General features: G+C 61.2%; 12 protein-coding genes. 3 read left to right on the top strand and 9 right to left on the bottom strand.

Going from position 1 to position 13574, the window contains the following annotated elements; translation table 11 throughout:
* Nucleotides 1-99: 99 nt before the first annotated feature.
* The 7 genes from BLQ58_RS21140 to merR form a co-directional block, all read right to left on the bottom strand.
* The gene (locus BLQ58_RS21140; protein ID WP_029050935.1) at nucleotides 100-453 is read right to left on the bottom strand and encodes a copper-binding protein; all 354 of its coding nucleotides are present in this window, start codon (nucleotides 451-453) and stop codon (nucleotides 100-102) included.
* Nucleotides 450-3620, bottom strand: a complete 3171-nt coding sequence (locus BLQ58_RS21135; protein WP_029050936.1) for an efflux RND transporter permease subunit — start codon at nucleotides 3618-3620, stop codon at nucleotides 450-452. Before BLQ58_RS21135 ends, BLQ58_RS21140 begins: the two co-directional genes overlap by 4 nt.
* A complete protein-coding gene (locus tag BLQ58_RS21130) occupies nucleotides 3617-5143 on the bottom strand; it encodes an efflux RND transporter periplasmic adaptor subunit (RefSeq protein WP_029050937.1) in 1527 nt (508 codons plus the stop codon). Before BLQ58_RS21130 ends, BLQ58_RS21135 begins: the two co-directional genes overlap by 4 nt.
* Nucleotides 5140-6441, bottom strand: coding sequence for a TolC family protein (locus tag BLQ58_RS21125; protein ID WP_029050938.1), 1302 nt, complete (start codon nucleotides 6439-6441; stop codon nucleotides 5140-5142). The genes BLQ58_RS21130 and BLQ58_RS21125 overlap by 4 nt, the downstream gene beginning before the upstream one ends.
* Before the next feature lie 72 nt (nucleotides 6442-6513).
* Complete coding sequence (locus BLQ58_RS21120; protein WP_029050939.1) at nucleotides 6514-6915, bottom strand: hypothetical protein; 402 nt, start codon at nucleotides 6913-6915, stop codon at nucleotides 6514-6516.
* A 127-nt stretch (nucleotides 6916-7042) separates the two neighbouring features.
* A complete protein-coding gene (locus tag BLQ58_RS21115; RefSeq protein WP_029050940.1) occupies nucleotides 7043-7510 on the bottom strand; it encodes a hypothetical protein in 468 nt (155 codons plus the stop codon).
* Nucleotides 7511-8381: 871 nt separating this feature from the next.
* The gene (merR, locus tag BLQ58_RS21110; RefSeq protein WP_092601797.1) at nucleotides 8382-8792 is read right to left on the bottom strand and encodes an Hg(II)-responsive transcriptional regulator; all 411 of its coding nucleotides are present in this window, start codon (nucleotides 8790-8792) and stop codon (nucleotides 8382-8384) included.
* 71 nt (nucleotides 8793-8863) lie between these two features.
* Here merR and merT point away from each other — a divergent pair, with 71 nt between their 5' ends.
* From merT to merA, 3 genes are all read left to right on the top strand, one after another.
* On the top strand, nucleotides 8864-9232 hold the full coding sequence (gene merT / locus BLQ58_RS21105) for a mercuric ion transporter MerT (protein ID WP_029050942.1): 369 nt from the start codon (nucleotides 8864-8866) through the stop codon (nucleotides 9230-9232).
* The gene (merP, locus tag BLQ58_RS21100) at nucleotides 9229-9504 is read left to right on the top strand and encodes a mercury resistance system periplasmic binding protein MerP (protein ID WP_029050943.1); all 276 of its coding nucleotides are present in this window, start codon (nucleotides 9229-9231) and stop codon (nucleotides 9502-9504) included. The genes merT and merP overlap by 4 nt, the downstream gene beginning before the upstream one ends.
* 166 nt (nucleotides 9505-9670) lie before the next feature.
* Complete coding sequence (gene merA, locus BLQ58_RS21095) at nucleotides 9671-11350, top strand: mercury(II) reductase (RefSeq protein WP_029050944.1); 1680 nt, start codon at nucleotides 9671-9673, stop codon at nucleotides 11348-11350.
* Nucleotides 11351-11441: 91 nt separating this feature from the next.
* Here merA and BLQ58_RS21090 read toward each other — a convergent pair whose 3' ends face one another.
* Complete coding sequence (locus tag BLQ58_RS21090; RefSeq protein WP_029050945.1) at nucleotides 11442-12821, bottom strand: heavy metal sensor histidine kinase; 1380 nt, start codon at nucleotides 12819-12821, stop codon at nucleotides 11442-11444.
* Entirely contained in the window at nucleotides 12818-13504 is a 687-nt protein-coding gene (locus tag BLQ58_RS21085; RefSeq protein WP_029050946.1) for a heavy metal response regulator transcription factor, read from the bottom strand. Before BLQ58_RS21085 ends, BLQ58_RS21090 begins: the two co-directional genes overlap by 4 nt.
* Nucleotides 13505-13574: the final 70 nt, after the last annotated feature.

Below are 13574 nucleotides of genomic sequence, written 5' to 3'. Positions count from 1 at the left end.
GCCGCATTCAGTCGGGGGGCTCTGCCTTTTTTCGAGGGACGTGCATCGAATTGCACGTCATATGCATGCCGCCGTTTTCGGCGGCATGCGATCGCGCGCTTATTTGTGCTGCATATCTACGACGGTCGGCGCGCCATTGACGTTGTCGAACGTCACTGATACCGCGTCACCGTCCTTGAAGTTCTTCAGCGAAGCGCGGTCCTTGACCGGAAACGCCATCACCATGGCGGGCATGCCGAGATTTTCGATCGGGCCGTGCTTAAGCGTTACCTTACCGGCCTTCGCATCGATATTCTTGACCTCCGCCGCAACAGGCTGCGGCGCCTTTTGCGATGCGGCTGACGGTTTCATGTCCATGCCTTTCATGTCCATGCCGTCCATGGATCCGGCCGCGAACGCGGTGGGGGCGGCAGCGAGTGCAAGCGTGATTACGAGACTCTTGACGTGTTTCATTGTGATTCCTCCTGAAGTGAAGGGTGGGTGGAAAGTGGGACAGGTTTGGTCTGGCGTCTGCGCATCAGCAGGTACACCGCCGGCACAACAAACAGGGAAAGCAATGGCGCGGTGACCATGCCGCCGACCATCGGGGCGGCAATGCGCTGCATGACCTCCGAGCCGGTGCCATGCGACCACATGATGGGAATTAGGCCGGCGAGAATGACCGCGACGGTCATGGCCTTGGGACGCACCCGCTGCACCGCACCTTCCTGGATGGCATCTAGCAGTGCGGACACGCTAGTTTCGCTTCGGGCCTCGCGTTCGCTCCAGGCTTGCTTCAGGTAGAGCAGCATGATGACACCGAACTCGGCTGCGACGCCGGCCAGGGCGATGAAGCCGACGACGCCGGCCACAGAGAGGTTGTAGCCCAGCGCATAGAGCAGCCAGAAGCCGCCGATGAGCGCCAGCGGCAGCGTGCCCATGATGAGCAGCGCTTCGTCCAGGCGACCGAACACCAGGTAGAGCAACACGAAGATGATCAACAGCGTGAACGGCACCACTACCTTCAGCTTCCCGGTGGCCCGCTCCAGGTATTCGAACTGCCCCGACCAACTGAGGGAATAGCCCGCCGGCATCGGCACCGCCTTCGCCACCACCGCTTGCATGTCCTGGACGGCGGAGCGCAGATCGCGTCCGCGAATGTCCACGTATATCCAGCCGGACAGGCGGGCGTTTTCGCTGCGCAGCATCGGTGGGCCCTGCACCACCGCAAGGCGCGCCACGTCAGAAAGGGTAATCTGCTGGCCCCTGCCGGTGACGATGGGCAGGGCGCGCAATTGCTCCACCGAGTCGCGGTAGTCGCGTGGATAGCGGACATTGATCGGATAGCGCGCTAATTCGTCGACCACCTCCCCCACGTTGTCGCCGCCGATGGCAGACGACACAATGCTCTGCACGTCATCGATGTTGAGCCCGTACCGCCCGGCCGCCATCCTGTCGATATCGACGTCGATGTAGCGCCCGCCGGACAGACGTTCGGCGAGCGCCGATGTGACACCCGGCACCGCCTTGACGGCTTCCTCGATCCGAGTGGACAACCGGTCGATCTCCTTCAGGTCAGTACCCGCCACCTTGATGCCAACCGGACTCTTGATGCCGGTGGCCAACATGTCGATGCGGTTGCGGATTGGCGGCACCCAGATATTGGACAGGCCGGGCACCTTCACCACGCGGTCGAGCTCCTCCACCAGCTTGTCCGGCGTCATGCCGGCGCGCCACTGGTCGCGGGGCTTGAATTGGATCGTGGTCTCGAACATCTCGATGGGCGCCGGGTCGGTCGCCGAATCTGCGCGGCCCGCCTTGCCGAACACGGTGGCTACCTCTGGCACAGTCTTGATCAGGCGGTCAGTTTGTTGCAACAACTGCGCCGCCTTGCCGGTGGACAGCCCCGGCAGTGCCGAAGGCATGTAGAGCAGGTCACCCTCATCGAGGGGCGGCATGAACTCTGCGCCAATTCGCATAATCGGCCAGGCGGTCGCGACCAGCAGAACTGCCGCAACTGCGATCGTGGTTTTCGGGTAGGTGAGTACCTTGGCCAGCATCGGCTGATAGGCGCGAATCAGCCATCGGTTGAGCGGATTGGACTGCTCGCTGGGAATCTTGCCCCGGATCATATAGCCCATCAGGACTGGCACCAAGGTCACCGACAAGCCAGCGGCAGCGGCCATCGAGTACGTCTTCGTAAAGGCCAGCGGCGAAAATAGCCGGCCTTCCTGCGCCTCCAGCGTGAACACCGGGATGAACGACAGCGTAATGATCAATAGCGAGAAGAACAGCGCGGGTCCCACCTCGGCCGCCGACTCGCCGATCACGCGCCAGCGCTCATGGCCTGTCAGGTCCCGCCCGGGGTTGTCCGCATGCCAGTGTTCCAGATGCTTGTGCGCGTTCTCGATCATGACAACCGCGGCATCGACCATGGCGCCGATGGCAATGGCGATGCCCCCCAGCGACATGATGTTGGCATTGACGCCCTGATATCGCATGACGAGGAATGCTGCCAGCACGCCGAGCGGCAGCGATACGATGGCCACCAAAGCGGAACGCAGGTGGAAGAGAAAGACCAGGCAGACCAACGCGACGACGATAAACTCTTCGATCAGCTTGTGCGTCAGATTTTCCACGGCGCGATTGATCAGGGAGGAGCGATCGTAGGTGGTGACAATCTCGACGCCGGCCGGCAGACTCTTCTGTAGCGTGGCGAGCTTGGCCTTGACCGCCTCGATGGTTTCCAGTGCGTTCTTACCCGAGCGCATCACGATGACACCGCCAGCGACCTCGCCCTGACCATTGAGTTCGGCAATACCGCGCCGCAACTCGGGACCAAACTGGATCGTGGCCACATCGCCGAGCCGAACGGGGATGCCCGCTTCGCTAGTCATTAACGGAATCTGCCGGAAATCATCGAGCGTCTTCAGGTACCCCGATGCCCTCACCGCGTACTCGGCCTCGCCAAGCTCGAGAACAGAGCCTCCGGCCTCTTGGTTCGCGCCCTTCAACGCCTCTAGGACCTTGGCCTGAGGGATGTTGTAGGCGCGCAGCTTATCCGGCTGCAATACGACCTGATACTGCTTCACCATGCCGCCGATGGGCGCTACCTCGGCGACGTTAGGCAGTGACTTCAGCTCAAAGCGCAGGAACCAGTCCTGTAGCGCACGCAACTGTGAGAGGTCGTGCCGTCCGGTCTTGTCCACTAGCGCGTACTCGTAGATCCAGCCCACGCCGGTGGCATCCGGTCCCAGTGCCGGTTTGGCCGCGGCCGGCAGGCGTGACTGCACCTGATTCAGGTACTCCAGCACGCGGGAGCGCGCCCAGTACGGATCGGTGCCGTCCTCGAACAGGACGTAGACGAACGAGTCGCCGAAGAACGAGTAGCCCCGCACGGTCTTGGCCCCCGGCACGGACAGCATCGTGGTGGTGAGCGGGTAGGTGACCTGATTCTCGACAATCTGCGGCGCCTGGCCTGGGAACGGCGTGCGGATGATGACCTGCGTGTCGGACAGATCCGGCAACGCGTCGAGCGGTGTACTGCGCACCGCCCACAACCCCCACGCGGTGAGCATGACCGTGGCCAGCAGCACCAGGAAGCGGTTGCGTATCGACGCCAGGATGATGCGCGCGATCATGGCTTGGCTCCTTCGGCGCCAGCCGGCTGTACCGACGATAGTGTAGCTGCACCGTCCCGGTTCAGGCGGAAGCGGAACCGGATGCGATCGCCCGGTTTCAACCCCTTGAGCATTGCCGCATTACTTGCCGCAAAATCCATCGTCATGGCGCCCCACTGTGCCGAGGGAATCGGTCCGTGCGAGATCGTTAGACCCGCAGCATTTACGGCTTCGATGCGACCGGCACCCTCATGCTCCGACGCAGCTGCGGCGGGCGCGGACGCACCGGCCGGCGATGCCAGTCGGTCCGATGTGCCGCGCAGGCTGGCTTCGGAATCAATCAGGAACTGGCCCGAGGTCACGACCTTTTGCCCGGCTTGCAGTCCGGAAAGGACTTCAGTCATGCCGCCGGATTCATGGCCTGTGCGGATTTCGGTGCTCACGTAGCCCTGGGAGCCCGCATCGACCATGACGACGCTACGCTGGCCGGTGCGAATCACGGCCTCGGATGGAATCTGCAGGACGTCCTGGCGATCACCGCTGTCGAACCGCACGTTGGCAAACATACCGGGCACCAACCGGCGCTGCTTGTTGGGCAGTACGATGCGGACCTTGAGGGTGCGCGTGGCTGGATTGACGTCGGGCAGGATCGCATCGACCTTGCCGCTTACGGGTTCCGGCGCGGCGGTGGCCAATACCGTAACGGACTGTCCGGGTGCGATGCCGCGCGCCTGGGCCTCGGGTACTTCGGCAATCACCCATACCCGCGCAAGATCCGCCAACTTGAAAAGTGTCATACCAGCGCTGACCGTCATGCCCTCGCGTACCGCAATCTCGGTAACCACGCCGTCCAGCGGACTGGAGATGCCCTGGCCGGTCTGCAGCTTGCCGGAACGGGCGACTGCATCGGCTTGGCCCGGCGTCATGCCGGCTTGCCGCATGCGCGCTTTTGCGGCCTCCGTCAGGTCGCCCTGTACTCCTTGGGGCATTCGCGCCACGGCCAGGTACTCCTCCTGTGCCGCCACCCAGTCGGGGGCGTAGAGGGTGACCAATGTCTGACCCTTTCGTACCGGGTCGAGCGTGGCCCGCACGCCCAATTGCTGGATGAAGCCGCCGGTGCGCGCCTGAATGACCTGGATGCTGCGCTCGTCAATCGCCACATTGCCGGGTGCCTCAAGCACTGTGCCCATGCGTGCGGCCTTCACCTCCGCTGTGCGGATCCCGAGGTTCTGGGTCACACGGCTGTCGATGGAGACCCCGTTGCCGCCTGAACCGTCGCCATCGGCATAGACCGGTACCAGTTGCATGTCCATGAAAGGCGATTTGCCCGGCTTGTCGAAGCGCTGGCCCGGCACCATCGGGTCGTGCCAGTAGAGAACCTTCTTACCCGTCTGCGGATCGACATCGCCGGTTTTCGATGTCGCACCCGTCTCCGGTTTGGCTGGCATGTCCGACGCTCCTTGCGAAACACCGAAGCGATAGCCGGCAAATCCGGCCGCGCCGATCAGCACCAGGCACGCCGCGGCGATTTTCAGTCGAGTCATTTGAAATCCTTGGTGGCAGATTCGGTCTGTGCGGTCGGCAGGGGCGTCAGGAAAGTGAGCTCAGCCCAGAGTTTTGTCGTGCGTTGCTCCAGCGCCAGCCGCTCCAATGCGGTATCGATGGCACGGTGATTGGCTTCCGCCACGGCCAGCAGCGAACCGGTATTGGCCCGATAGGCCGTCAGCGTGGCTTCTGCCTGTGCATTGGCAAGCGGCAACGTGGCGTCGTCATAACGCTTGAGGCGCTCCAGGTTGCGGCGCAATTCGGCAAGGCGCGCACCGACTGCTGCGTCCGTATTGCGCTGGATGATCTCGGCCTTGGCGCGCGCCTCCGTGGCCTGTGCGAGTCGCGCGGACACTTCACGATCTTGCCGGTTGGTGCGATCCCACGGCAGCGGAAAGCTCACGTTGACCGATGCCAGATTGGAGTAAGCCGAACCACGCTGGCTATACATCAACTCGACAGAGATATCGGGCTTGCGTGATTCGTCCGCCACGCGCACTTCGCTCTCCGCAAGGGTAACGTCACGCTGGGCTGCGACGATCTCCGGCACCCCGTCGTAGCGCGTACGGATGAGTTGCTCGACGCGCTCCGGTACGATCAGCGCAGGACGCTCGCCCAGCGGACGTGCGGCGTCGGTGCCGATCCAACGCGACAGATTGACGGTGGCAGTGTCGAGCGCCGCCTGATTCTCCCCTTCACGGTCGCGCAGTTTCTGCACTTCCAATTGCGCAGACAGCACGTCGGCACGCGTGCCGCGGCCACTGCGGTAGGCCGCATTGGCAGCCTCCAGCGCCAGGCTCAAAGGATGGGAATGGTGGCCAAGCAGCGCGGCCGCCTGCTCTGCGTACCAGCGATCGATCCACGCGGCCACGGCGTTGCGTTGGACATTGGTCACACCGACCAGGCGCCGTGCATCGGCGGAAGCGGATTCGGCTTCGAAGCGCGCGGTGCGCGCGCGTCGCTTGTCTGCGCGCGTGAATTCCTGCAATACGCTGATCGAGCGAGTGGTCATGGAATCTCGACTCAGCGAACCCTTGTCGGACCCATTGACGGGCACATCATTCAGACCAACCTTGAGTACGGGGTCGGGCAACTGGCCGGCAGCGACTGCCTGTTGCACAGCCGCTTCGATGGCACCGTGCGAATTCTCGGCGTCGTTCGCATGCGCCGTTGCCAGCGCTGCGGCTTCTTCAATGGATAGGGCGGGTGCGGCAGACGGCGACGCGGCAAGCGACACCGTCATGCCGAGGGCGGACGCATACAGAAGCGCCAGCCTTAGGCAACGTGGAAATGACATAAAGCCTCCGGAAACAACGACCACCGCTCCCGAGAGATAGGGAGCGACAAGGAAGTGGCGTGGCTTCGGAGGCTAGGTGCGGAAACAGCAGTGAAGAATGGCGTGCGGTGGTGGTGGCGCGCGCGGCTGGGTGTGTGCATGCCGAGCGATGACCGGCGTGGCATCCAGCACCGGAGGCTCGATGATGATGCCGGCGAGGACCGGGATAAATGCGGGAATCTGCGGCACAGCGTGATCGGCGTACTTAGTATCGGCCTGGCAATGGCCCATACAAAACGCCTTCTCGCCATTGTCCTGCGCGGCATCCTGTTCGGCCATGTCGGCGCAGGACACCATGGCGTCCATCGACGGCTGTTCCGCCGGCACGTTCACGCCAATCGTACAGGCGTAAGCGGCCGTTGCCAGTTGAACTGACAGGAACACAACCAGAAGGAGTCCGGCAATCCACGAATGCCGGCGGGCGATGTGACGCACGATCTACGGGTATCTCAAACTAGCGCCAAGCATAACCGCTTTTCGATGGATTGCAAGAGCGTACCTTCAGGCACGCCGGCAGCACGATCGGCTGCCGGCGCTTCCAAGCGACAAGACGAGGGTTGCGTTATGCCAGCGACGACATATCGCTGACGCGCGCGCCATCGGTGTACGGATCGCGGGCGCGTTCCGGTGGGGCCGATACCCCCGTCCGGTCCATGCCGGCCACGCTCAGCGCGCCATCGGTGAAGACATTGCGCTGCTCAATGCGGCCGCCATCCAGGTACGGACTCCGTTCGCCCAAGACCGATGCAAGCGAGTTACCCCATATGCGGTTGGAGACCGTGTCTGCATCGGTGGTGGTGCCGTGCGTGTCGAGGGCATTGCTCATCCATTGCAGATGCGCATCGGACGAAGACACCCGATGCATCATCTGCATGCATTGATCCTTCATGGCCTGATTTTCGGCGGCCGTCACATTGGCTTGATGTGCAGCCAGGCGAGCTCGCTGGATGACATCCCAATCCGGACCGGCAAACGCAGACGTGGCGAGTCCAGCGAATACAAAAGCAGTGGCGATTCTGGCGAGGTTCATGATGGTCCCCAATTGAGTGATTTGATGTTCATACCTGCTGGGTTAGCGGGAAGCACAAGCAGAGCTTTGTCATACCCGGTGATCAACGGTGGATGCCTGCCATCAGCCGGTCAGGCATCGGAACATCAAGGCCTCAGTCGGGCCGTCGCCAAATAGATTGGTACAGACGAGGGGGCTGGTTCGCCTCGCAGCGACAACGACAGTTTTTGCGCAGTCACGGAAGCAGGACGCCAGACCAGCTCGCAGGTTCGTGTTGGCGGGCCACCGGCACCAGGAGGATGCGGCTGTGGTGCGTTTACTGGGCTACCGCGAAGATAGCTTGCACAAAACGCCGGTTGATCGTCGTCGACGCAGCCAATTTGCTGCATGGTGGTCACTTTGCCGCTCGCCATGTCAGTCGGACAGACATAGGCGGCCGATGCTGAACCGGTCAGCAGCAATGCTGCGAGCCAAGTCCAGGCAATAAGGCGGCGAACGGTGATCGAATTTTTCATTTCTTAGGGTGGTGGCGACCTGAGCGCACCTGAAGCCTAGAAATTCCCACCATGGGAACGTCAAGAACTTTATTTGGATTCATGCCTCTTTTTCGGAATCGTGCCGGTACGTGGGCCAGTGGAGCGTATTAACGGAAACAGGTGTTTCACGCATGTACTACTTTCAGGCCGGCACTGTCTCGGCACGTATCGGTGCCACATCGTGATACAGACGAATACAAAGATCTTGTAAAGGTGGAGGCCTCACGATCACGAAGGAAGCAGCAGGCAGAAAAGTCTCTGCCTGTCAGGCGTGACTAATTTTCGCTGGCAGAAAAGCCGGTGGCCGGCCATCGCTAGACCGCAACGGCTCAATCCAGAAATGAAAGTGCCGGTGGTCATTCGCCTCGTTGCAACGAGGCAATCAATGGGCATGACACGTTTCCCCTGCGCAAATGACACGCGCGTACGAGCTGGACGAGTATCTCTTCCATGCGCCGGAGGTCGACGAGTTTCTCCTGAATGTCCTGCAGCTTGTGTTCAGCAAGGCTGCTCGCCTCCTTGCAGTGTGTCCCATCCTCCAGTTTCAGCAGGTCCGAGATTTCGTCGAGGCTGAAGCCCAGCCGCTGGGCAGATTTGACAAACCGTACCCGCTTGACGTCCGCTTCGCTGTAGCGGCGGATGCTGCCATACGGTTTCCCGGGCTCGAGCAGCAGGCCCTTGCGCTGATAGAACCGGATAGTCTCGACATTGACGCCGGCCGCCTTTGCGAAGGCGCCGATGGTGAGATTTTCGATTTTGTTTTCCATACCGCTTGACTCCGTACTTAGGTACGGAAGTAACGTTACGCTACTCATCGGCAATCCGGAAGGGCAAGCGTATGGCGGAATCTCGGAAAGGTCGCGGCGCGCTGCTCGTCGGCGGACTGGCTGCAATCCTCGCATCAACGTGCTGCCTCGGGCCGTTGATGCTCGTCGCGCTGGGTGTCAGCGGAGCTTGGATTGGCAATCTGACATTGCTCGAACCTTGGCGTCCGGTTTTCATCGGCGCTGCACTGGTGGCGTTGTTCTTCGCTGGACGGAGTATCTTCCGGCCCGCAGCCGTGTGTAAGTCGGGCGAGGTCTGCGCAATTCCAGAGGTACGCGCCGCGTACAAGCTTATGTTCTGGATCGTCTGGCTGCTGATCCTGATCGCGCTCGGGTTCCCCTACGTGCTGCCCCTATTCTACCGGGCGTGGAGTTCATTGTGAAAAAGCTGCTTGCTGCTCTGGGGCTCGTTGTCGTCACGGCTCCGGCCTGGGCCACAACCCGGACGGTCACGTTATCTGTATTCGGCATGACGTGCGCTGCTTGTCCGATCACCGTCAAGCATGTGCTTTCGAAGGTTGCAGGTGTAGAAAACGCGAATATTCGTTTTGAGCAGCGAGAGGCTGTCGTGACATTCGACGATAGCAAGACGACCTTCCAGGCACTGACCAAGGCCACGGCGGCCGCAGGCTATCCTTCATCGGTCAAGCACTAACGTCGCGGAAATACTGCGATGTCGCTTCTCACAATCCGGGATCTATTTTCCCCGGCGCGCGGCGCGTCTGTACTATCGCGACACGCGTGATTTGCGCCCGGCCATCATGCGCAAAGGATGAAGGATGGTGCATCCAACCAAATCTATGAAAGAATGGAGCAAGGCTATGATGACCTTGAAGATCGATGGGATGACCTGCGTTAGCTGCGCCGAGCATCTCAGGAAGACGTTGGAAAAGGTACCTGGCGTGCGCTCGGCAGAGGTTTCCTATTCCAAAGCCCTGGCCAATGTGACGGTCGAGGAAGGAGTTAGCCACGACGCGCTGGCTGCGGCGGTGACGAAGGCCGGCTACCATACCAAGGTTGCTGACGTGCCACCCCGATCTGCCGACCTGCCTGACAAGACGCCCGGTTGGGAAAGGGCTAGTGGCAAGCGCAGCGGCGGCGATAGCGCGTTGCGGGTCGCCGTAGTCGGCAGTGGTAGCGCTGCCATGGCGGCGGCGCTGAAGGCCGCCGAAAACGGCGCCCAAGTGACTCTGATCGAGCGCGGAACCATAGGTGGCACGTGCGTCAACGTCGGCTGCGTGCCCTCCAAGATCCTCATCCGTGCAGCCCACATCGCGCATCTGCGGCAAACAAGTCCCTTCGACGCAGGGATCACTGCCATGACGCCAGCCATCGACCGGCCGCGCCTGCTCGCCCAGCAGCAGGCGCGCGTGAACGAGCTGCGCCACGCCAAATACGAGAACATTCTCGACACGATCCCGAACATCCATGTCCTACGCGGCGAGGCACGCTTCACCGGGAGCCATGCACTCACCGTGACGCTGAACGCTGGCGGCGAACGTGCGGTGTCGTTCGATCGCGGCCTGATTGCCACGGGTTCCACTGCCGCAGCACCGCCAATTCATGGCCTGAATGAAACGCCTTACTGGACCTCAACCGAAGCGCTGGAGAGTGAGGTCGTCCCCAAGCGGCTCGCCGTGATCGGGTCGTCGGTGGTCGCGTTGGAACTGGCGCAGGCCTTTGCGCGGCTGGGTAGCCATGTCACCGTTCTGGCTCGGCACACACTCCTTTACCACGAGGACCCGGCAATTGGCGAAGCCATAACCGCGGCCTTTCGCGCCGAAGGCATCGAGGTGTTGACGCAGACCCAGGCGAGCCAGGTAGTACACATCGATGGCGAGTTCGTCCTCACCACGAACCACGGCGACGTGCTCGTCGACCGCCTGCTGGTAGCAACTGGCCGCTCGCCCAACACAGAGGGTCTTAGCCTGGCAAGTGCCGGGGTGCAGCTCGACGAGCGTGGCGCCATCGTGGTCGACACGGGGATGCGCACGAGTGCACCGAATATCTATGCGGCCGGCGACTGTACCAATCTGCCGCAATTCGTCTACGTTGCGGCGGCCGCCGGTACGCGCGCGGCGATCAACATGCTCGGCGGCGAAGCGCAGCTCAATCTAGATGCGATGCCGGCGGTCGTCTTCACCGAGCCACAAGTTGCCACTGTCGGCTATAGCGAGGCGCAGGCGCATCGGGAGGGCATTGAGACCGACAGCCGCACGCTGACGCTCGATAACGTCCCGCGCGCGCTGGTGAATTTCGACACACGCGGCCTCATCAAGTTGGTGGCCGAGACTGGCAGCGGCCGGCTGATTGGCGCGCAGGCGGTGGCGCCAGAAGCGGGTGAACTCATTCAGACGGCAGCGATCGCCATCCGCGCAAGGATGACCGTGCAGGACCTCGCCGACCAGTTGTTCCCGTACCTGACCATGGTCGAAGGGCTCAGGCTTGCCGCTCAGACCTTCTCGAAAGACGTGAAGCAGCTCTCGTGCTGCGCAGGATAATCCGTAACGAGTGATTCGCGCGCTGTAGTCGACCTGCCTCTGCCCAAAGCGGAGCCTGTTTGTTTCCCATTTTTTTCAAGAACCACATTTCTCATTTCGCAACGTGGGGGAAGGTCATGACAAATCGTGTGTGGCCACCGTGGGACTGAACGAGAATTGTGCCGCCGTGGGCGGTCAAGATGGCCTTGGTGATCGACAAGCCGAGCCCAACCCCCTCGGCGTCAACACGATTCCGCGACTTGTCAGCGCGAAAGAACCGATCGAAGAGAGACGGCAAAAGTTCGGGATCGATTCCCGGACCTTGGTTCTCCACGACGAGAGTCGCATTGCCATCGTCTTCCGAGGCGGTAACTACGATCGCCTTCCCGTGGGGCGTATACCGCAACGCATTGGACAATAAGTTGCTCAATGCTCTGCGCAGCATCAGTCGGTCGCCGCGAATGTGAGCTTCGCCCTGCACGGAAAGGCAGATTCCCTTGTCATCGGCCAAGGCATCGTAGAACTCGAACAACGCTTTGACCTCTTCGCTGATAGTGATGGCTTCCTCGTTGGGGAGCGTCAGACCGTGTTCCATCTTCGCGAGATAAAGCATGTCCGACACCATGCGGCAAAGACGCTGAAGTTCTTCGGCGTTGGAGGCCAGCACTTCCCGATACTTTTCAGTATTCCTTGGCTGGGAGAGCGCGACCTGGGTCTGCGTCATCAGATTGGTGAGCGGCGTGCGTAATTCGTGTGCGATATCAGAGGAAAATTCTGTAAGCCGCCGAAAATCCTCTTGCAGGCGCCCCAGCATTGCATTGAGGGTGACGGCCAGATCAGCCATCTCCACCGGCACGGTCTCGACGGGCATGCGCGCATCCAGCTTGTGCGAAGTCACTCCACTGGCTCGGGCTGCCATGGTGTGCAACGGGGCCAAGCCGCGCCGCGCGGCCCACCATCCGAACAGGCCGCTGGCCATGACGGCGAGGGTGATATAGAACGCCAAGGACCGGCGAAATGCGTCCATGAAATGGGCATGGATGTCAGTATCCATTCCCACCAGTATGCGGAGCTTTCCGTCATCACCCGGCATGGTCGCTAGCGCTTGCATGCCGCGATAGACACGCCCATCCTGCCGCCAAAGCAGGTTGTCGTCACTCTTTCCGAGTGTGCGGACTGCATCAAGAGCAAGAGCGAAGTCGAAGCCCTTGGTTTGGTACAGAGTCCCACCGCTTTCGATCTGGACCCGTGCCACAAAACCAGGGTGGTGCTCCAGCATCTGTTCCAACTGCGCACGAACGTTGGCCGAGGGCGATTCCTTGGTGATCTTCTGGATGAGCCGAACACTGTCGCCAAGAACCACATAGTCTTCATTTGCGAAGTGCCTGTCCATCGCCAGCCAAATGAGGACGCCCAGACCGGACAATACGACCGCTGACGAAAACGAAAACAACAGAGTCAGCCGCACAGTCAAAGATAGGCGTCGCTTCATTCGTCGCCCTCCGGCACTTCGAGGACATACCCCATCCCGCGTACCGTCTGGATTAGCTTCGGTTCGAAACCGTCGTCGATCTTGGCGCGAAGGCGACGAATTGCAACGTCAATCACGTTGCTATCACTATCAAAGTTCATGTCCCAGATCTGGGAGGCAATCAGGGAGCGAGGAAGCACCTCTCCACGCCGACGCGCAAACAACTCTAACAGGGAGAATTCCTTGCTCGTCAGAACGATCTTGCGCCCGCTCCGGGTGGCTCTCCTGCGTGGCAGATCAAGGATGAGGTCACCAATCTGTATGCGATCGGCGGGCAGGCCGCCTGCGCCGCGCCGAAGTAGCGTCCTCACACGCGCTAGCAACTCGGAAAACGCAAAGGGCTTCACCAGGTAGTCGTCTGCACCTAATTCAAGCCCCTTGACCCGATCAGCAACACTGTCTCGCGCCGTGAGGAACAACACAGGTACTGCATTCTCGGTTGCCCGCACGCGCTGGAGTATCTTCCAACCATCCAGATCGGGCAGCATGACGTCCAAAATGAGAAGGTCGTACACCTCCGACATGGCCATGTGCAACCCATCCTGGCCGTTTCGCACGAGATCCACCACGAAGCCGGCCTCGGTCAGGCCCTGACGCAGGTATTCCCCCGTCTTAAGTTCGTCCTCAACGACTAACAACTTCATTAAAACCCCAGTGGATGCCGGCATAGCCGCAGTAAGACCGCCAGTGTATGCCGAGGCTCGTACATTACAG

It is taken from the genome of Ralstonia sp. 25mfcol4.1 (genome assembly GCF_900104095.1).
In the GTDB taxonomy this organism is placed as follows: Bacteria; Pseudomonadota; Gammaproteobacteria; order Burkholderiales; family Burkholderiaceae; genus Cupriavidus.
Note: the sequence above shows the minus strand (reverse complement) of the source record. Positions and strands in the feature narration are given on the sequence as shown.

What these genes read in the sequence shown, in the direction of transcription:
- BLQ58_RS21140 (WP_029050935.1), bottom strand. Translation starts at nt 453, where the DNA reads ATGAAACACGTCAAGAGTCTCGTAATCACGCTTGCACTCGCTGCCGCC.
- BLQ58_RS21135 (WP_029050936.1), bottom strand. Translation starts at nt 3,620, where the DNA reads ATGATCGCGCGCATCATCCTGGCGTCGATACGCAACCGCTTCCTGGTG.
- BLQ58_RS21130 (WP_029050937.1), bottom strand. Translation starts at nt 5,143, where the DNA reads ATGACTCGACTGAAAATCGCCGCGGCGTGCCTGGTGCTGATCGGCGCG.
- BLQ58_RS21125 (WP_029050938.1), bottom strand. Translation starts at nt 6,441, where the DNA reads ATGTCATTTCCACGTTGCCTAAGGCTGGCGCTTCTGTATGCGTCCGCC.
- BLQ58_RS21115 (WP_029050940.1), bottom strand. Translation starts at nt 7,510, where the DNA reads ATGAACCTCGCCAGAATCGCCACTGCTTTTGTATTCGCTGGACTCGCC.
- merR (WP_092601797.1), bottom strand. Translation starts at nt 8,792, where the DNA reads ATGGAAAACAAAATCGAAAATCTCACCATCGGCGCCTTCGCAAAGGCG.
- merT (WP_029050942.1), top strand. Translation starts at nt 8,864, where the DNA reads ATGGCGGAATCTCGGAAAGGTCGCGGCGCGCTGCTCGTCGGCGGACTG.
- merA (WP_029050944.1), top strand. Translation starts at nt 9,671, where the DNA reads ATGATGACCTTGAAGATCGATGGGATGACCTGCGTTAGCTGCGCCGAG.
- BLQ58_RS21090 (WP_029050945.1), bottom strand. Translation starts at nt 12,821, where the DNA reads ATGAAGCGACGCCTATCTTTGACTGTGCGGCTGACTCTGTTGTTTTCG.
- BLQ58_RS21085 (WP_029050946.1), bottom strand. Translation starts at nt 13,504, where the DNA reads ATGAAGTTGTTAGTCGTTGAGGACGAACTTAAGACGGGGGAATACCTG.